We start from the raw sequence: 18,910 nt of genomic DNA, 5'->3' as shown, positions 1-18,910 counted from the left end.
GCTTACTCCCCTTTCAAACGGTAGAACAATATGCCCAGCCACTCGCGCAAGGCGGAATGGCACTCCTGCATCGCCCGTCCACTGGGCAGATACCACGCGATGCCGCCGCCGTCGTAGCGGATGAAACCGGTGGGCGCGGCGCTCACTTCCAGCCCTTGCCGCTGGAACATCGGCAATGCGCGCCGCAAATGCCAGCCCTGGCTGACCAGCGCAATCCGCTCTACTCCGTCAGCGCGCAACATCGCCGCCGCATAGCGGGCATTTTCCAGCGTGGTGTCGGAGCGCGTTTCCACCCAGCGCGGCGACAGCCCGTAATCCTGGCGCAACACCCGCGCCATCACAGCGGCCTCGGCCTCCCCGCCCTGCGGCGCGCCGCCGCTCAGCAATAAGGGCTTGCCGCTTTGGCGCGCCAGCCGCGCGCCATAGCGCAGCCGCGCCAGCGAGTCCGCTCCCGGTTCCATGCCGCCATACTCTGGCGCCGGCTTCTTGCCGCCGGACAGTACCACGATGGCGTCCACGCGCGCCAATTGCCCGGCGTCCAGCGCCGGGTAGACTTCCAGGCCCCGGTTCAGCCACATCGCCAGCATCGGTGTGCTCAAGGCATACAGGCCCGCCATGCCCAGGGCCAACAGGGCGCCGCCCAAGCGCGGCCAACGGCGGCGCAGGCCCAGCCCAAAAAGCATCATCAGCAGCAGATTGAGCGGCGGCAACAACAGGGAACCCAGCAGCAAATGGCTCAGAACTTGCGGGGACATCGTGACGGTCATGAAATCGGCATCAAATTGGGTGAGCGCCAGTTAAACACGCGCAGGCGGGCAAATCAATGGCGGGGAAACCAGATGGCGGCATAGGCGTTGCGATAGCCATTGGCCGGATCGTAGCCGATGCTCAAATAGACCTCGCGTATCGTCGGCCTGGTCAGCAGATGCGGCTGGGTGACATAGAGGCTGGCTGGCCGGCCGGCAAACGCGCGGTTCAGTTCATCGGCCAGTTGCCAGCCATGCAGATGCAAGGGCTCGGCGATGGTCGCCACCTGCATCAGACCCGCGCGGATGCGCCGCATCGCGGTGAAGGAGCCGTCGCCCAGCGACACATTTGCCACCTCCGCGCGCAGCCGTCCCAGTGGATAGCCTATGGAGTCGTAATACAGATCATTGATGCCTATGCTATGGGTCCAGCTGGCGCCATAACGCTGATACAAGGCGCTCACCCGCGCCGGCAACAGCTGCTGCACCCGCGCCAGGGAAATATCCTCCACCGCCAGCACCTTGCAGCGTCGGCATGCCTGCAATTGGCGCTGCGCTTGCCTGGTCTTGGCGCTGGCGATGGCGAAGCGGCTGTCGGTGAACAGCACCACGCCTATCGGGCCGCTGCGGCTGGCGATGACATAATCGGCCGCCGCCTGGGCGGCGGCCAGCGGATCGGTGGAGATATTGGTGAACAATAGGCCCGGTGCCGGCCCCGGCTTGTCGCCGGCATGCCAGCCCACCACCACCACGCCGGCGGCGAGCAGGCGCTGGATCTGCGGTTTGAATTCCTTGGCGTCGAAACCACCCAACGCCACCGCGGCGGGGTGTTCGCGCGCGGCGCGTTCTAGAAAGCCGCGCAGCGAGTCCTGCCGCCCCTGCCCGTCCAACAGCGTCAGCCGCCAGTCTAGCAAGCGGCCGGCCTCTTCCAGCCCGCGGTAAACGCCGACCACGCCGCCATTGCGCAGGTCCGATGCCAGAAACCACACCTCGCGGCCGGTTTGCGCCGCCGGCCCGTGCAGCGGGCCGTCCCACTCGGTCCATTCCCGCGCGGGATCGGCCGGCCTGGCCGGCGCAGGCTTGCCTGCGGCCAGAACCAAGCCGGTCAGGCACAGTAGCAGCGCGAACAGTCGAATCATGCAGACACTATAGACCACCGCTGCCACGGGCCGGAGCGGCCGCGCCGCCCGGTTCAGCCAGCAGTTGGCCGGCCACTTCCGCCGCCACCGCGAACAACAGCGGCGACAAGCGCTGTGCCTGCAGACCGGTGGCGCCATGGCGGCTGATGGCCAGGCCGCGCCACGGCATCCGCTCGCCGATCAGGCAGCCGCGCAGCGTGCCGCCGCCGCGCGTGACCGCCGCGACGATCTCGGGCAGCCGTTGTCGCAAGGCCACGCACGCCTCGGCCGGCGCCGCAAACGCCAGCGCCACCCCATCCGCCACTCTCCGAACACGCAGGCAAAACGCGCCTATGCCCGGCGCGGTCAGCCACAACACAAGGTCAAGATCATCCTGCTCCGATTCCGGCTCCCGCTCCAGCGCATCCTCCACGCTCAGCGTCAGCGCCGGGCCGCCCCACAGCCAGAACGGCAGCGTCAGCGGCAAGGGCGGCTCGCCGGCGGCATTGCGCACCCCCGCCAAGGCCAGTTCCGGCAATTGTTGCAGCAAGGCTCCAGGCAGATGGCTGCCGCCAGCCTGCTGGAATTGCGCCGCCGCCTGCGTCAGCCGCCCCAGCAAGGCCTGCCGCCAGGCCTGAGCCAATTCAGCGGCGGCCGGCAGCGGCTTCGCCAGCCTGGGCATGGCTGCCTGCTCCAGCTGCCATGCGCGCGCCGGCGTTTCGCCCTCAGGCTCCGCCCCCTGACGCTCCAACTGCAGCGACAACTGCAGCCGCGGCTGGGTGGCCAGCACCAGCACTTTCAGCACCGTGCCGGGGCTCAGCTCGGCCGCGCCTGGCGGCCAGGCCGGCAACGCCAACTGGATGCCGTCGCCGCTCAACAGCGGCCGGCCGTCGGCCGCTTGGCTCAGCACCGCCTGCCATTGCCGGCCCGGCGTCAGCTCCGCGCCCGGCTGCGCGCCCGACGAGAGCGGCGCGCTCGGCGTGACCGGCGTCGCCGCGGTAATTGCTCGAATTGAAATGGCCCTGCTCCTTCAACAGAATCCAAACTCACGACGCAAAAAAGCCAGCCGCATACGCAGCTGGCTTCGGATTCGCGCCGGATCGACGCCGAATCGTTATTACTGCAGCAGGGACATGGCCAGGCTGCTCATGCTGCCGCTTTGCTTCAGCATGGAGGTGCCGGCTTGCATCAGCATTTGCTTGGAGGTCATGCTGGCGCTTTCGTTGGCGTAGTCGGTATCCATGATACGACCCTTGGCGGCCAGGGTGTTGTTGTTGACGTTGGCCAGGTTGTTGTTCACGTGGTCCAGACGGTTGGCGTTGGCGCCCAGGGAGGAGCGAACCGAACCTACCGAATCCAGAGCGGCCTGGATGGTGTTGATGGTGTCGGTCTTGCCGATTTCATCGCCCTTGGCGGCTTTGTCCAGAGCGGCTTGGCCGTCTTGCTGAGCCTTCAGCGCGGTTTCGTAAGCGGTTTTCTTGGCGCCATCGGTCGGATCGGCATCGTAAGCCGTTTTAGCGGTGTCGGTCGCGGTCACCAGGGCCGGCATCGCATCGGTAGCGGTCTTGACGGCGGTGGCGTAGGCGGTACCAGCGGCATCATCCTTGAAGAAGGTCTTGGAAACGCTGCCCAACGCATTGTTCAGCGCGGTCATGCCATCCTTCATGTTCACCGTCATGGATTCGTCGGCCGACGCGCCGATCTGGAACTTCATCTCATCGGTCAGCTTGCCGCCTTGCAGCAGTTTCTCGCCGCCGAAGGAGGTGTTCTTCATGATGTTGGTCAGTTCCTTGCCCAGTTCGGCGAATTCGGACTGCATCGCGCTCTTGTCGGCCTTGGTGGAGGTGGCGTTGGCGCCTTCGGTGGACAGGTCCTTCATGCGCTGCAGAATGTTGGACACTTCGTTCAGCGCGCCTTCGGCGGTTTGCAGCATGGAGATGCCGTTCTGGGCATTCTTCATCGCAACTTGCATGCCGCGGCTTTGCGCGTCCAGACGGGTAGCGATCTGCAGGCCGGCGGCGTCGTCCATTGCGGAGTTGATGCGGAAGCCGGTGCCCAGACGGGTCATCGAGGTGGACAGCGCGGTTTGGGTGCCGGTCAGGTTGGACTTGGTGTTCAGTGCGGCGATATTGGTGTGCAGGCTCAGCATAGCTTTTGCTCCAGAAGTCAGGTTGGTTGGTCCGGCATCGCTGCCGTCACCCTCACAAGGCGGCCGTCGCGCGGCAAACTTAAATGCGGGAGCGATGTGAAAAATCACATTGCTTGACGCATGGGCGCTGGCTGTTGAAAGATCAACGTCATAAACACTGCCGCCACACCGCCATGACCACACTGAACGGCCAACAAGCCCTGACCCAGCTCTGGGCCGCCGCCGCCCTCGACCCCTCCGCGCTGGAGCGTGCCCAGCTGCCGGCGAGCGAGGCGCCGCTGCCCTCCTCTTTTGCCATCGGAGCCTTGGCCCAGGCCAGCATTGCCGCCAGCGCGCTGATGGCGGCCGAATTCTGGCGCCTGCGCGGCGGCGCGGCGCAGAAGGTCTCGGTCGAGCTCGCCCACGCCGCCGCCGAATTCCGCAGCGAACGCTATCTGCGCGTCGACGGCGCGCCGGCTCCCGAACTGTGGGACGCCATCGCCGGCCCCTATCCTTGCGGCGACGGTCGCTGGGTACGCATCCACACCAACTTTCCCCACCATCGCGACGGCATCCTGCAGCTGCTGGACTGCCGCCACGACAAGGACAGCGTGGCCGCCGCCTTGCAAGGCTGGCAGGCTTTCGAGTTCGAACAGGCTGCCGCCGAACGTGGCCTGGTCGCCACGGCGATGCGCAGTTTCGACGAGTGGGACCGTCATCCGCAGGGACAGGCCGTCGCCGCGCAGCCCTTGCTCAGCATAGAGCGCATCGGCGACGCGCCGCCGCTGGCCCGGCCCTTCGCGCCGCGCCCCTTGCAGGGCATACGCGCGCTGGACCTGACCCGCATCATCGCCGGCCCGGTGGGTGGCCGGGTGCTGGCAGCTCACGGCGCCGATGTGTTGCGCGTCACTTCGCCGCTGCTGCCCTCCATCCTGCCGCTGGACATCGACACCGGCCGCGGCAAGCGCAATGCCGAGCTGGACTTGCGTCAGGCTGTCGATGGCGAACAGCTGCGGCGCTTGCTGAGCGAAGCCGATGTCTTCATCCAGGGCTACCGGCCCGGCGGCCTCGCCGCGCTCGGTTTCGGCCCGGAGCAGGCCGCGCGTCTGCGCCCGGGCATCGTCTACGCCTCGCTGTCCGCTTATGGTCACGCCGGCCCCTGGGCCGAACGGCGCGGCTTCGATTCCCTGGTGCAGACCGCCAGCGGCTTCAATCACGCGGAGGCGGCGGCTTTCGGCGGCGTGCAGCCGCGCACGCTGCCGGCCCAGGCGCTGGACCATGCCGCCGGCTATCTGCTGGCTTTTGGCGTCATCGCCGCGCTCTCTCGCCAAGCGCAAGAAGGCGGCAGCTGGCAGGTGCGGGTTTCGCTGGCACAAACGGGACACTGGCTGCGCCAGTTCGGCACGGACCACGCCGGCTGCGCCGTGGCGGACCCCGGTCTGGAACAGGTCGCGCCCTGGCTGGGCGATTATGCGTCCGGCTTCGGCGCCTTGCGCGCCGTGCGCCACGCGGCCCAGCTGTCCTTGACGCCGGCACATTGGACGCTGCCTTCGATGCCGCTGGGCAGCCACGCCGCCGAATGGCTGCCGCGCTGAAGCGGCGGTGGCGCGCGCCAAAGCAACTTGCTATCGTCGGCACACCGGCCCTAGCGCCTATGGAGCATTCATGGATATTTCGTTCACCGATCTGATTGGCCAGTACTGGTCCACCCCCAAGTGGGAAGTCAATCTGTTGATCACGCTGAACCTGCTGGGCGGCCTGCTGCTGGGCTGCGTGGTGGGCTACGAGCGCTGGTACAACGGCCGCGCCGCCGGCATGCGCACCTACGGCCTGGTGGCCATGGCCTCCGCCGCCGCGATCAGCATCATCGGCTATTCCGGCTACTGGTATGGCGGCCAGCATCCCGACATCACGCATGGCGACATGACCCGGGTCGCCCAGGGCGTGCTGACCGGCGTCGGCTTTCTGGGTGCCGGCATGATCATGAAGGAAGGCCTGTCGATCAGCGGCCTCACCTCGGCCGCGTCGATCTGGATGTCCTCGGTCATCGGCATCCTGGTCGGGGTCGGCTTTTACGCCGCCGCCATCGCCATCACCCTGCTGTGCGTGCTGTGCATGCTGTCGGTCAATCAGGTGGAAAGCCGGCTGCCGCGCCATTTCAGCCTGTTCATCGTCATCCGCTTCAAACCGGAGCAGCAATGGACGGTGCAGGCCTTGAGCGCCGGCCTGCTGGAACTTGGCGTGCGACTGCATGAGGACAGCATCGCGCTGAACGCCGGGCCGGACGCCACCGAGTGGAGCTTTCTGGTGTCGGCGCAAAACCGGCGCGACCTGATCAATGTCGTCGATCTGTCGCGCGAGATCATGAAGATAGACCGACTGGAAACGCTGAGCATCCAGCCGGCGCGCAACTGAGCCGGCGCCAAGCCGGCTAGGTGTTTTCACACCATCAAGTTTGCGCTCCCATTGCCGATATCGGTTTACCAATACTTCCAAATCCTGGAGCCTGCAATGCGAGTCGCGTCCATGGCGCTGTCGATGAGCAGCCAATACAGTTTCAGCCAAAGCATCAGCGTTCAGCAAAAAATCAGTTCCTGGAGCCAGCAGCCGGCCGCTTCCGCGCCGGCCTCACCCTCCTCCGATGTCAGCCTCAGCCCCGGCGGTGTCAACGCCAGCGCCAAGGATCAACAGCTGGCCGACGGCATGACGCCGATGCTGGGCTTGATCAAGGACATCCTGGAGAAAGTGCTGGGCGTCAAATTCAAGGTAGTCGACGGCACCTTGCAAAAAGACGACGGCAAGAGCGGCGATTCTAACGCCAGCGCCCCCACGCCACAGAATGCGCCAACCGCCAGCGCGCTGCCGCGCTTCGGCGGCTCGATCCAGCAAAGCTACGATTACAAGGAAAGCGAGAGCATGGGTTTCTCGGCCAAGGGTTCGATCAAGACCCAGGACGGCCGCGAATTCAATTTCTCGCTGGACGTGCAGATGAGCCGCAGCTTCGAATACCACAGCAGCAGCAGCTTGCAGTACGGCAGCGGCGGCAGTCCCACCGACCCGCTGATGCTGACGCTGGGCGATGAAGCCGGCAGCTTCAGCGGTGCCAGCGTCAGCTTCGACCTGCAAAGCAATGGCCAGAAAACACAGCTGCCGTTTATCGATCATGGCGGCTGGCTGGCGCTGGACCGCAGCGGCGACGGCAAGATCAACGACGGCAGCGAGTTGTTCGGCACTCAGTCCGGCAATGGCTTCGCCGACCTGGCCAAGCTGGACAGCAATGGCGACGGGGTGCTGGATGACGGCGACCCGGCTTTCGCCCAATTGAAGCTGTGGTCCGGCCGCGATGCCGACAAGGATCAACTGATGGGGCTGAAGGAGCTGGGCATTGGCGCCATCCTGCTGCCCAGCGTGGACACGCCGTTCAGCATCAAGGACGCCAACAACCAATCCCAGGCCGATGTCCGCCGCTCCGGCGTTTATCTGACCGAGGACGGCAAGGCCGGCCGGGTCAGCCAGGTGGATGTCTACGGCTGAATCCGCCAAGCGCAAATAGCAAAGGCCGCTGACGCGGCCTTTGTCGTTTCCAGCGAATGCCGGCTCAAGAGATGTAGTTGAACAGCGACAGCTGAGTCACCTTGTTGTAAGTCAGCTGGCTGTACTTCAGCGAGGTCTGCGCCAAGGTGAAATCCGAAATCGCCTGCGGCATGTCCAGATCCTGCAAATCACCGATGCTGCTGGCGTACTGCAATTTCAGGCTGCCGCCGACATTCTGCATATTGTCGTTCTGCTGGCCGCGGGCGCCGATGGATGCCAGCGACAGAGAGAACTGCTGTTGCGCCGAGTCGATGGCGTTGATCGCGCTGTTCAGCTGGGTGCCGAAGTTGGCCGGCTTCGGATTCTGGCCCAGCAGGGTATTCAGTTGCAGCAAGGCGTCGAAGGCGGCGGTGGCGCTGCCCCCCGGCGTGCCGAACACGGTGCTGCCAGGGTCGGAAATCGTCATCTGCTGCGAGGCGCTGATCTGCACGCTGCGCTGGCCGGTATCGCCCTGATAAGTGGCTGGCGGCACCGCCGACAGGCTCACCACATAGGGCACCGTGTCGGTCTTGTTGCCGCTGAACAGGTAGTTGCCGCGGCCGTCGGTGGAGTTGGCGTATGTCGTCAACTCGGTGATGCCTTCCTGCAACTGCTTCTGGATCGCCTGCAATTCGGTCGAGCTCAGCGCGCCGCTGCCGGCGGAGATCGCCAGACTCTTCATGCTGGCCATCAGGTCAGAGGAGCTCTTGACCGCGGTTTCCGACAGCGACAGCCAGGAACTCACCGCCTGGGTATTAGTGATGTACTGGCTGTTCTGGCCCTGCGACTGGCTGAGCAGCAGGATGCGCGCCGCGGCCACCGGGTCGTCGGCCGGCGTCACCACCCGCTGCTGGTTGTCGATCTGCATGGTGAGCTTGTAAATGCTCGCCTGCAGATCCTGCATATTATTCAAGCCGGACTGGTAAATGGTGTTGGAGCTGATTCGCATCACTCTCTCCTTAACCCATCAGATTCAGAATGCTGGAGAAGGTGGTTTGCGCCACTTGAATCACCTTGCTGCATGCCTGATAGGACTGTTGGTACTTGATCAGATTGGCCGCTTCCTGGTCCAGGCTGACGCCGGAAGTATTGGACAGGCTTTCGCTGGCTTGCTTCAGATTGGTCTTCATCGCCGCCGACTGCAATTGAGCGGTATTGGTCTGGTTGCCCACCGAGGCCACCAGCGTCGAGTAATAGGAACCATAGGACTGGTTGCCCATCAGCTTGAGGTTCTGCTGCGCCAATAATTCGCGCAGATTGGAGTTGTCGCCCGGCGGCGGCTTGGTGCCGGCCGGCGCCGGCCCCACGGTGAAGGTCTGACCATTGGCCGGCGCGCCGGATAATTGGAAACTGATGCCGACATCCACCGGCGGCACCGCCGTGGTCTGCAATTTGAAGCCGTTGCTGACGCTGCCGCCCAATGGCACCACATTGTAAGGGCCACCGCCATTGGGGCCGGTAATGGTGGCCGTCATCGTCGCCGGGCTGCCGGTGGCGGTGATGGTCATGCCGGTCATGCCGACCGATGGATGCGTCGTGCTGCTGGGAAACACCGGCGGCACCGAGTTGATGCTGCCGCTATAACCGCCTGGCAAAGAGGCCCAGACGCCGCTCATGGTCACGCCGCTGCCGCCGGCCCCGCCGGTGGACACCATATTCGACGCGGTGGCCAGCTTATTCGGATCGGTCATCAGCACTTGCAGATTGCTGGCCGCGTTTTGCGGATTGGAAGCATAACTGGACAGATCATTGAAAATGGGCTGCCCCGCCACGCCGCCGTTGTCCACCCCCAACTGGTTCTGGTAATTGACCGTGGCGGCGAAATTGATCGCCAGCGTGCCCAGTTGCTGACGCGCCTGCAACAGCGGGCCATCGCGGAAATTCAGCAGACCGCCCAATTGGCCGCCGGTGATCAGGCTGTTCGGAATCGCCGTCACCGTGCCGTTGGGATTGTTGAACACCAGTTGCAGGGTATTCGGATCCGTGGGCAAGGGCTGGGTGGCCAAGGTATTGGTCTGGGCATTGGTGACCAGGGTCTGGCCATTGCCGATATACACCGTGTAAGTGCCATCGGACTGCGGCACCGCTTTGGCGCTGACCAGCTTGTTCAATTCCAGCATCGCCTGGTCGCGCTGATCCATCAGCGTGTTCGGCTGCGATCCCAATTGGTTGCCGCCGGTCAGCGCGGCGATCTGGGTATTGAGGCTGGCGATCTGCGAGGCCAGCGAATTGATGCTGTCCACCGTGCTCTTGATCTGGCCGTTGGCGCCGGACTGCATCTGCTGCAGCTGCCCGTCCACGGTGGCGAACTTGGTGCTCAGCGCCTGGGCCATGTTCAGCACGGTCTGCCGGCTGGGAATCGAGTCCGGCTGCTGCGACAGTGTCTGCATCGCGCCGTAGAAATCCTGCAAGGCCGGGATGATGGAAACATCGGTGGACGCCATCAGATTATTGATCTGATTGAGCTGCTTGACCTGGGTATCGTAATAGCTGCTATTGGTCTGCGCGGTTTGCACCTGACCGGACAGGAATTTGTCGTAGGTACGCAGCACATTGGTGATGTCCACGCCCTGCCCCAGGAAGCCGAAGCCCTGGTATTGCGGCGAGCGGCCGGCCTGGGTGACATACTGGACGTTGTAACCGGGCGTGGAGACGTTGGCGATATTGTTGCCGGTTACCGCCAAAGCCGTCTGCGCCGCGTTCAGCCCGCTCACGCCGATCGAGAAAATATTGGAACCCATGATTCACCTCTGTTTGCTTTATCGGCCCGGCGCGTCAAAACTTGATGCCGGATTCGACGCTCGCTGCCGGCGTCCGCTCAACTGCGCACCGTCTGTTGCGCCAAGCTCGCCGCCACGTCCACCAGCTTGCGCGCGTAGCGCGGGTCGGTGGCATAGCCGCCCGACTGCAACGCATGCGCGAAGCCATACATATTCTGCCCCTGGTTCAAGGCGCCCTTGTAGCGCGGAGAATCCTTCAACAAGCGCGCGTAATCGCCGAAGGCCTCGGCATAAGAGCCGTAGGCGCGGAATTTCTCTACCCGCTTCTGAGCGACGCCGCCTTCATATTCGGTGGTCATCACGCTGACCGTGCGACCCTGCCAATCGCCGCTGGCCTTGATGCCGAACAGATTATGGCTGTCGCTGCCGTCCGGATGGCGGATCGCGCGCTTGCCCCAACCGCTTTCCAGCGCGGCATGGGCAACCACCGCCTCCGGCGCCACGCCCAGTTGCGCGGCGGCGCTGCGCGCGTGCGGCAGCATGGCCACGGCGAAATCACGGCTGCCGCCCTTGCCCGTTGCTGCCGTCTCGGTCTTGGCCGGGCTGGCCGGCGCCGTCAGCACCAGCGCCGCGCCGGCGGCCTGCTGCGCCTCTTGGTAAGCCAGCAAGGCCTTGCCGCCGCCGTGGGCGCGAACGGCCAGTTGCGGGCCGGGCGCCGAGTGAACCGTGTGCATGCTCTTGTCGTCCGGAGCGAAATTCGACTGTTTGGCGATTTGCCGATACAGCATGTCGCCCAGGCCAAAGCCGCCGCTGGAGCTCAGCGCCTGGGTCAGCTGCTGGTCGTACAAGCCTTGATAAGTGCTCAGGCTATTGGATTCGCCTTCCGGGTCGAACTTGGTTTCGCGCATGCTTTTCAACAACGTGTTCATCATCAAGGCCTCGAATTGCGATGCCACCTGCCGGGCCGCGCCTTTCGGGTCCTTGATCGCCTGCGCGCGCAGATCGTTCAACTGGTTGGGATCCACGGCCAGTTGCCGGTTTAGCAAATCGTTGGCGCTCACGGCGCCGGCACTGAGGGACTGAATCGTCATTTCTCGCTCCTGGAATCTCGTTAAAAGCAAGATTCGGGCCAGAATAAAAAAGACGGCCGTGTGGCCGTCTTTTGGTCCTGCCGCCAAGCCGGCGTCAGATGATTTGCAAATCCGCTTTCAACGCGCCGGCGGACTTCATCGCCTGCAGGATGGAAATCAGGTCCTGGGCATTCGCCCCCAGCGCGTTCAAGGCCGCCACCACCCGCGACAGATTGGCGCCGTTGGGCAGGCTGATCAGCTTGCTGCCCGGGGTGTTGATGCTGATATCGGCCTGGTTGGTCACCGTGGTCTTGCCGCCGGACAACGGATTGGGCTGACTCACCTGCGGCGTATTGCTGACGGTGACGGTCAGATTGCCATGCGACACCGCGCACGGCGCCAGCGTCACCGCCTGGTTCATCACGATGGAGCCGGTGCGAGCATTGATGATGACGGTGGGGGAAACATCTGCCGGATCGACGGCAATATTTTCCATCTTGGCCAAAAACTGCACGCGCTGATCAGGATCGAACGGCGCGCGCACCTCGATCAACCGACCGTCCACCGCGCGCGCGGTACCCTGGCCAAAGGATTTGTTGATCGCCTGCACCACGCGGTTGGCGGTGGTGAAGTCGGACTCACGCAATTCCAGATTGACGAACTCGCCAGAGCCCAGCGCGGTCGGCACTTCGCGTTCCACCGTGGCTCCGGAGGGGATTCTGCCGACACTGAGTTGATTGATCTGGGCCGAACTGCCGCCCGCCGACGCGCCGGCGCCGCCGACCACCACATTGCCTTGCGCCATCGCGTAGATCTGCCCGTCAGCGCCTTTCAGCGGCGACAGCAGCAAGGTGCCTCCACGCAGGCTTTTGGCGTCGCCTATCGACGAAGCGGTCACGTCTATCGCCTGCCCCTGCCGCGCGAACGGCGGCAGCGTCGCGGTCAGCGTGACTGCGGCGACATTCTTGGGGTCGAGCTTGGTGCCGGGCGGCACCTGCACTCCCAGCTGATTCAACATATTGGACAACGCCTGGCCGGTGAACGGCGACGAAGTCACTTTGTCGCCGCTGCCGTCCAGGCCCACCACCAGGCCATAGCCTATCAACTGGTTGGGGCGCACGCCACCCACATTGGTCAAGTCCTTCAAACGCTGCGCCGCCATGGCCGGAGACACGGCCAAGACCAACAGCATCGCAAACATCCATCGCTTCATATTCTCGCCCGCTTTCAGCCCGCCACGCCCGCCAGATGGCGGCGCCCAGGCCGGTAATCCGTTATATCGGCAATATACTCATGAAGAACTTGGCAAGCCAGCCCGGTTCGTTATACAGCCGGTGAGTGCCCTTGGTCTGTTGCTCGACGCGGGCATCCGCCACCTTGAGCGAGGACACGCTGCGGTCGGCGGCGATGTCGCGCGGATTGATCACGCCGGACAGGCGGATGGATTCGGTGTCGCTGTTCACCCGCACCACTTTCTCTCCGCTGACCACCAGATTGCCATTGGCCAGCACTTCCAGCACGGTGACGGTGATGGAACTGACAAAGGAGGTCGCCACCTTGTTGTCGCCCTTACCCGTGTTATTGGCCGAGCCCGTCGCGCCGAAGCTGGCGCCGTCGAGACCCGCGGCCGCGCCGCTGGGCAGGAAAGGCACTTTCATGCCGGCATTGATGCTGCTGTTCAGGCCCGAGGTGCGGGTATTGGTGGTCTGCTCCGACGCCGAGGTCGACGATTTTTCCTGGATGTTCACCGTCAGGGTGTCGCCGACATAGCCCGGCATGCGGTCCTGGAACAAGGGCCGGTAGCTGGCGGTCTGGAAAATTGAGCCGTTGCTGGGCATGCTGACCGGCTGCGGTTGCGGCCGCGCGCTGGTGGGCTGCTGCACCAGCGGCGGCTCCTGGGTCACGCAAGCGCTCAAGAATGCGGCCAGCAAGGCCGCCATCGCCATCGCCTTCATGATACACCTCGTCTTTTCATCGCTATCGGCCGCCAGACGGCGGCCGTTCTTGCATTACAACTGGCTCAGCTTCTGCAGCATCTGATCCGCGGTGGTCACCGCGCGCGAGTTCATCTCGAACGCGCGCTGCGCGGTGATCATATTCACCAGTTCCTCGGTGACATTGACGTTGGACGCCTCCAGAAAACCGGATTGGATCGAGCCGCGGATATCGGTCTGCGGATCGCCGTCCTGCGGGTCGCCCGACGCGGCCGATTGCAGATACAGGTTGTTGCCCACGCTCTCCAGACCCTGCGGGTTGATGAAGGTGGTCAGCTGGATGGTGCCCGCGGTTTGCGGCGCCGGATTGTTGGGCAGGTAGTACTGCACCACGCCGCCGGTGGACACCGTGATTTGGTTGGCGGTACCGGGGATGTTGATATTGGGGTTCAGCGGATAACCGTCCGGGTTCACCACATCGCCATTGGCGTTGCGCTTGAACTCACCGTTGCGGGTATAGGCAGTGGTGCCATCCGGCAACTGGATGCGGAAGAAACCCTCACCGGAAATCTGCATATCCAGCGGCTGGCCGGTCTGGTTTGGATTGCCCTGGGAGTGGATGCGGGCGGTGGCCACCGCAGCCGAACCGGTGCCTACCTGCAGACCGGTAGGCGTGGTGTTGCCATTGGCCAATTGCGCGCCGGGCTGGCGCAGGGTCTGGTAGTACAGATCCTCGAAAATGCCGCGGCTGCGCTTGAAGCCCACGGTGTTGACGTTGGCCAGGTTGTTGGATACCACATCCAGTTGAAACTGGCTGGAATCCATGCCGGTCTTGGCAATATAAAGTGCGCGCATCATAGCTTGTTTACCCCGTCTCCAGAGCCGCCTTGCCTTAATCCAGGTGGCGGCTCGCATATTATTTTCAGCCGTTGGTGGACAGTAATTGCGCTGCCTGTTGGTCACCCTGCTGCGCGGTCTGCATCAGCCGGACATTGAGATCGTACTGGCGCGCATGGGAAATCATCTGCACCAGGCTCTCCACCGAGTTGACATTGCTCGCTTCCAGCGTTTCCGGCACTAGCTTGACATTGGCGTCCGCGGCAGCATTGCCGCCGCCGTTGATGCGAAACAGCCCATCCTCGCCCTTGTACACTTCCTTGGGACCCGGATTGACCATCTTGATCTGGCCGACCAATTGCGGCGTGCGCACCGTGCCGGACTGTGGAGTCGCCACCACCGAGCCATCGGCACCCAACTGGATGCGGGAACCAGTGGGCACCACGATGGGACCACCATCGCCCATGATGGGCAGGCCGGAGCGGGTGCGCATCATGCCGGTGGCGTCCAGCACATAACCGCCATCGCGGGTGTAAGCTTCGCCGCCGTCCGGCGCTTGCACCGCGAAAAAGCCCTTGGAGCCGATGGCGAAATCGCTGGTATTGCCGGTGTGCATCAAGCTGCCCTGGCTGAGGTCGTGACCCACGGTGTTGTCCACCACATAGGTCCGCGTCGGCGCGCCCTCGCCCACCACCGGCAAGGCGCGGAAGGCCACCACATCGGCCTTGAAACCGTTGGTGTGCACATTGGCGAGATTGTTGGCGGTGGTGGCTTGCTGCCACATCACGTGTTTGGCGCCGTTCATCGCCAGGTAAAGCATTCTATCCATCGCGCGCGCTCAGCTCATCAGATGTTCAGCAAGGTCTGCACCAGGGTGTCCTGGGTCTTGATGGTCTGCGCATTGGCCTGGTAGTAGCGCTGCGCGGTGATCATATTGACCAGTTCCGAGGTCAGGTCGACGTTGGAATCCTCCACCGCGCCGGACTGTATGGTGCCGGTATTGCCGGTGCCCGGCACGTTATAGGACGCCGAGCCGGAGTCAAAAGTCTGCGACCACAGATTATTACCCTTGGACTGCAGACCCTGCGGATTGATGAAGTTGGCCAAGGCGATCTGGCCTATGGTCTTGGTCTGACCATTGGTGAAAGTTGCCTGGACAATGCCCGACGCCGAGATATTCACGCTCTTCAGGCTGCCCGGCGCGAAGCCGTCGATGATGGGCGGCGTGGTCACGCCGAAGTCCTGGCCAGTCTGGGTGGAGCCGTTGAACTTGAAAGCCACCGTCTGCGGCACCGCCGAACCATTTACCGGCACCGGGGTGAAGTTCACGTTGAACGGTCCGGGCGTGGTCAGCACGCCGGAGGTGTCGAACACCATGGAGAAGGTATTGCTGTTGGGCGGCGTGTTATTGGCCGGATTGCCGTCCACATAGGCGGTCGCGGTCCAGGTCCGCCCGGCGGGGGTGGCCGCGCCGGCGATATAGTACATGGTCACCTGGTGCGGATTGCCCAGCGAGTCGTACACGGTATTGGTATTCGACCAGTTGTAAGTCGCCGAATTGGTCGGGTCCAGCGGCGTAACTGTGGGCGAGGCCTTGCGCGAATCCAGGTTGAGGCCGAGCGTGGCCTGGGTGGTGGGCTTGGGCGACACCAGATTAGTGTTGAGCTGCAGCTTGCCCACCGGTCCCTGGGTGACGTTGCCGGAGGCATCCGCCTGCCAGCCTTGCAGGAAGTTGCCGTTGTTCACCACATAGCCCTGGTTGTTGACCTGGAACTGGCCGTTGCGGGTATAGGCCAGGGTGCCGTCCGGCTGGGCCACGGTGAAGAAGCCGCCATTGTTGATCGCCAGGTCCAGGCTGCGGCCGGTGGGGGTGATATTGCCATTGCTCATGTTCTGCGTCACCGCGGCCACCTTGACGCCGATACCCGGCGTGGTGGTGGAGATGCCGTACAGGGAGCTGCCATACATATCGGCGAATTCGGTGCGCGAACCCTTGAAGCCGACGGTGTTGGCGTTGGCCACGTTGTTGCCTATGGTGTCCAGCTGGGTGGAGGCGGCGTTCAAGCCGCTCAAGCCTTGTTGAAAGCCCATGATGTCAGTCCTTGAAGTCGAATGAGGTCGGCGGGGTTCAGGCGGTCATTTGCGCCACATCGCCCAGCTGAGCGCGCGTGCCATCCGGCAGCACCAGTTCCGGCACACCCTGATCCCAGGCCACGGCGGTCACCTTCTTGGTGTTGTAAGCCACTGCCTTGGTGCCGCCATTGGCGCTGGCCTGGGTCACATCGGCGCTGAAGGTGTATTTGCCGACCGGAACCGCCTCGCCAGCGTCGTTCTTGCCATCCCAGGTGAAGGTGTTGACACCGGCCACCGGCTTGGCCACATTCATCACGCGCACCAGATTGCCATTGGCGTCCTTGATGCTGATCTTCACCGTTTGCGCCGGCCCGTTCAGCAATACACCAGCCGTGCTGCCGCCGCCCGCCTCGTTCACTGGCAGATCGTTGCCGGCCACCAGGACTTTCTTGCCTATCATGCTGGACGCCATCAACGACTGCGATGCCGCTTGCGCGCCGACCAGGGCTTGCATCGACTGGTTCAGCTGCTGGATGCCACCCACCTGGCTGATTTGCGCCATCTGGCTGGTCATCTGGCTGTTATCCATCGGGTTCATCGGGTCCTGCGAGCGCAGCTGGGCGACGAACAGTTTCAGGAAAGTATTCTGGATATCCGTCGCGCTGCTGCCGACCACGCCCGAGTTGCTGCCGCCATTGACGCTGCTGTTCGGGTTCGCCTGGGTCTGGGTGTTCAGTACGTCATACGGGTTTGAGCTAGCCATCGCTTAGTCCTCTCCACTCACTGGCCCAGCTGCAGCACTTTCTGCTGCAGGGTCTTGGCCGTATTCATGATTTCGACATTGTTCTGATAGGCGCGGGAGGCGGCGATCAAGTCCGCCATCTCCTCCACCGGATTCACGTTAGGCAGCGTGACGTAGCCGCGCTGGTCCGCCAGCGGATTGCCCGGATCGTATTTGAGCCGCGGCGGGGTCTGGTCCTCAACCACCGCGGTCACGCGCACGCCGGCCACTTGCGGCTGCGCCGCCGTCACCGGAGTCGCGGTGAACACCGCATGGCGGCCCTTGTAAGGCTCGCCGGTGGAGCTGGTCGAGCTTTCCGCGTTGGCGATATTGCTGGCCACCAGGCTCAGGCGCATGGACTGCGCCGACATCGCCGAACCGGCTATGGAAAACACATTGGACAAGGACATCAGCTATTGCCTCCCTGGCCCTGGATCGCCGAACTCAATCCGCTGATCCGCTTGCTCAAAAAAGTCAGCGTGGATTGGAAACGGACCGCGTTGTCGGCGAAGGCCGCGCGCTCCACGTCCATGTCCACGGTGTTGCCGTCGACGCTGGGCTGCACCGCCGCGCGGTATTGCAAGGCCGCGCCATTGCCGTTGCCGCCGCTGGCGCCAGCCAGGTGATGGGCATCGGTGAGGTTCATTGCCAAACGACCCTGAGCGTCGGTCTGCGCCTGCAGCGCCTTGCCGAAATCAAAATCCACCGCCTTGTAGTTGGGGGTTTCGTCGTTGGCGATATTGCTGGCCAGCACCTCGGTGCGATAAGCCCGCAAATTCAGCGCCCGCTGCTGAAAGTCGAAATGTTTGGCAATCTTGTCTAGCATGCTAGCCTCCTTGGGACAGCACTAAAGCAGAAACCGTGCCAGGACGAAAACCACAGCCAAACCATTGATTTGTATCTACGCGAATCAAAACCCGCCGCATAGAAGCGCCCAGCGGCAAACCTGGCCGGCAAGATTTGCCGCCACGGCGGACACAGGACAGATTTCACTTGCCGCACTACGTAATTCGTGCCAAACCATCATAAGAACCATTGAAGACGCGCCGAGAATCACCGACACTCGTGCAAGAAGCCGGCACAGGCGGCCGGCTTTATAAAGAGAATGGACAGGCGGGGGAACAAGCATGCTGGAAGTACAACATTTGATCATCGCGCTGGCCGAGCCATCGCATGTACAGGCTCAGATCATCAGCAGGGCGCTGGGCGAAATGGGCATTACCCGGGTGGAAACCCATGCCGACGGCGAATCACTGCTGTCGCATGCGCGCCAGTCGCGCCCCGACCTGGTGATCAGCGCCTACTATCTGCCGGACATGACCGGACAACAGCTGTTGCAGCAAATGCGCGAGAGCACTGACCTGAGCGGCATGCCCTTCATTCTGGTTTCCAGCGAAACCAATCCGGAGCGGCTGGAACCTATCCGCCAGGCCGGCAGCCTGGGCATCCTGCCCAAGCCGTTCACCAGCGCCCAGTTGGATGAGGCGCTGGCCAATGCGCTGGACTTCATCAACACCGAAAGCCTGGCGATGGAGGTGGACACCGATCTGGCCAATGTCAGCATTTTGATCGTCGACGACAGCCTGACCTCGCGCCGCCATGTGCGCGCCGTGCTGGAACGCCTTGGCTTCGAGCATTTCACCGAGGCGTCCAGCGGCGCCGAGGCGCTGCCCATGCTGGCCAACGACAGCTTCCAGCTGATCATCATCGACTACCACATGCCGGGCATGGACGGCTGCGAGCTGGCGCGCCACATCCGCCAGGACGGCGCGCAGGGACGCGCCCCCATCCTGATGATCACCAGCGAGACCGACCGCGACCGCCTGGCCGAGGTGGAAGCGGCGGGCGTGTCCGCCTGCTGCGACAAGCCCTTCTCCACCAACAAGCTCAGGGACACCATCCGCGAGCTGCTACAGGAATACTGAGCGCA

The 18,910-nt window shown here is 63.5% G+C and carries 19 protein-coding genes; 4 read left to right on the top strand and 15 right to left on the bottom strand.

Going from position 1 to position 18,910, the window contains the following annotated elements:
- Nucleotides 1-2: 2 nt before the first annotated feature.
- From VI26_RS13515 to VI26_RS13500, 4 genes are all read right to left on the bottom strand, one after another.
- Nucleotides 3-755: a YdcF family protein gene (locus tag VI26_RS13515; RefSeq protein WP_231581024.1), complete on the bottom strand. Its 753-nt coding sequence runs from the start codon at nt 753-755 to the stop codon at nt 3-5.
- A gap of 65 nt (nt 756-820) precedes the next feature.
- On the bottom strand, nt 821-1,885 hold the full coding sequence (locus tag VI26_RS13510) for a substrate-binding domain-containing protein (RefSeq protein ID WP_053074414.1): 1,065 nt from the start codon (nt 1,883-1,885) through the stop codon (nt 821-823).
- Nucleotides 1,886-1,892: 7 nt separating this feature from the next.
- On the bottom strand, nt 1,893-2,774 hold the full coding sequence (locus VI26_RS24815) for a hypothetical protein (RefSeq protein ID WP_053074413.1): 882 nt from the start codon (nt 2,772-2,774) through the stop codon (nt 1,893-1,895).
- A 207-nt stretch (nt 2,775-2,981) separates the two neighbouring features.
- The gene (locus VI26_RS13500) at nt 2,982-4,013 is read right to left on the bottom strand and encodes a flagellin (RefSeq protein ID WP_048410267.1); all 1,032 of its coding nucleotides are present in this window, start codon (nt 4,011-4,013) and stop codon (nt 2,982-2,984) included.
- Between the two features lie 173 nt (nt 4,014-4,186).
- Here VI26_RS13500 and VI26_RS13495 point away from each other — a divergent pair, with 173 nt between their 5' ends.
- The 3 genes from VI26_RS13495 (at nt 4,187) to VI26_RS13485 (ending at nt 7,526) form a co-directional block, all read left to right on the top strand.
- Entirely contained in the window at nt 4,187-5,587 is a 1,401-nt protein-coding gene (locus VI26_RS13495; protein ID WP_048410266.1) for a CoA transferase, read from the top strand.
- Nucleotides 5,588-5,657: 70 nt separating this feature from the next.
- On the top strand, nt 5,658-6,407 hold the full coding sequence (locus VI26_RS13490) for an MgtC/SapB family protein (RefSeq protein ID WP_048410265.1): 750 nt from the start codon (nt 5,658-5,660) through the stop codon (nt 6,405-6,407).
- Between the two features lie 96 nt (nt 6,408-6,503).
- The gene (locus VI26_RS13485) at nt 6,504-7,526 is read left to right on the top strand and encodes a hypothetical protein (RefSeq protein ID WP_156183875.1); all 1,023 of its coding nucleotides are present in this window, start codon (nt 6,504-6,506) and stop codon (nt 7,524-7,526) included.
- Nucleotides 7,527-7,590: 64 nt separating this feature from the next.
- On the opposite strand, the gene flgL is transcribed toward VI26_RS13485, so the two are convergent.
- From flgL to flgB, 11 genes are all read right to left on the bottom strand, one after another.
- Complete coding sequence (flgL, locus tag VI26_RS13480) at nt 7,591-8,514, bottom strand: flagellar hook-associated protein FlgL (RefSeq protein WP_048410264.1); 924 nt, start codon at nt 8,512-8,514, stop codon at nt 7,591-7,593.
- 10 nt (nt 8,515-8,524) lie between these two features.
- Complete coding sequence (gene flgK / locus VI26_RS13475; protein ID WP_048410263.1) at nt 8,525-10,306, bottom strand: flagellar hook-associated protein FlgK; 1,782 nt, start codon at nt 10,304-10,306, stop codon at nt 8,525-8,527.
- Between the two features lie 77 nt (nt 10,307-10,383).
- On the bottom strand, nt 10,384-11,376 hold the full coding sequence (gene flgJ, locus VI26_RS13470; protein WP_048410262.1) for a flagellar assembly peptidoglycan hydrolase FlgJ: 993 nt from the start codon (nt 11,374-11,376) through the stop codon (nt 10,384-10,386).
- Between the two features lie 94 nt (nt 11,377-11,470).
- Nucleotides 11,471-12,547, bottom strand: a complete 1,077-nt coding sequence (locus VI26_RS13465) for a flagellar basal body P-ring protein FlgI (protein ID WP_304413461.1) — start codon at nt 12,545-12,547, stop codon at nt 11,471-11,473.
- Between the two features lie 82 nt (nt 12,548-12,629).
- Nucleotides 12,630-13,310: a flagellar basal body L-ring protein FlgH gene (locus VI26_RS13460; protein WP_048410260.1), complete on the bottom strand. Its 681-nt coding sequence runs from the start codon at nt 13,308-13,310 to the stop codon at nt 12,630-12,632.
- A gap of 54 nt (nt 13,311-13,364) precedes the next feature.
- Nucleotides 13,365-14,147 carry a flagellar basal-body rod protein FlgG gene (gene flgG / locus VI26_RS13455; protein ID WP_048410259.1) on the bottom strand — a complete coding sequence of 261 codons (783 nt, stop codon included), beginning with the start codon at nt 14,145-14,147 and terminating at the stop codon, nt 13,365-13,367.
- Nucleotides 14,148-14,211: 64 nt separating this feature from the next.
- On the bottom strand, nt 14,212-14,955 hold the full coding sequence (locus VI26_RS13450; RefSeq protein ID WP_048410258.1) for a flagellar basal body rod protein FlgF: 744 nt from the start codon (nt 14,953-14,955) through the stop codon (nt 14,212-14,214).
- 17 nt (nt 14,956-14,972) lie between these two features.
- Nucleotides 14,973-16,217, bottom strand: a complete 1,245-nt coding sequence (flgE, locus tag VI26_RS13445; RefSeq protein WP_048410257.1) for a flagellar hook protein FlgE — start codon at nt 16,215-16,217, stop codon at nt 14,973-14,975.
- Nucleotides 16,218-16,254: 37 nt separating this feature from the next.
- Nucleotides 16,255-16,962 (bottom strand): flagellar hook assembly protein FlgD, encoded by a 708-nt coding sequence (locus VI26_RS13440; protein WP_048410256.1) that lies wholly within the window; start codon nt 16,960-16,962, stop codon nt 16,255-16,257.
- A 17-nt stretch (nt 16,963-16,979) separates the two neighbouring features.
- A complete protein-coding gene (flgC, locus tag VI26_RS13435) occupies nt 16,980-17,390 on the bottom strand; it encodes a flagellar basal body rod protein FlgC (protein WP_048410255.1) in 411 nt (136 codons plus the stop codon).
- On the bottom strand, nt 17,390-17,806 hold the full coding sequence (flgB, locus tag VI26_RS13430; RefSeq protein WP_048410254.1) for a flagellar basal body rod protein FlgB: 417 nt from the start codon (nt 17,804-17,806) through the stop codon (nt 17,390-17,392). Before flgB ends, flgC begins: the two co-directional genes overlap by 1 nt.
- Nucleotides 17,807-18,107: 301 nt before the next feature.
- Here flgB and VI26_RS13425 point away from each other — a divergent pair, with 301 nt between their 5' ends.
- Nucleotides 18,108-18,905 carry a response regulator gene (locus VI26_RS13425; RefSeq protein WP_048410253.1) on the top strand — a complete coding sequence of 266 codons (798 nt, stop codon included), beginning with the start codon at nt 18,108-18,110 and terminating at the stop codon, nt 18,903-18,905.
- Nucleotides 18,906-18,910 lie beyond the last annotated feature (5 nt).

The organism is Chromobacterium sp. LK1 (assembly GCF_001043555.1).
In the GTDB taxonomy this organism is placed as follows: Bacteria; Pseudomonadota; Gammaproteobacteria; order Burkholderiales; family Chromobacteriaceae; genus Chromobacterium; species Chromobacterium aquaticum.
This window is presented reverse-complemented; position numbering and strand designations above follow the sequence as displayed.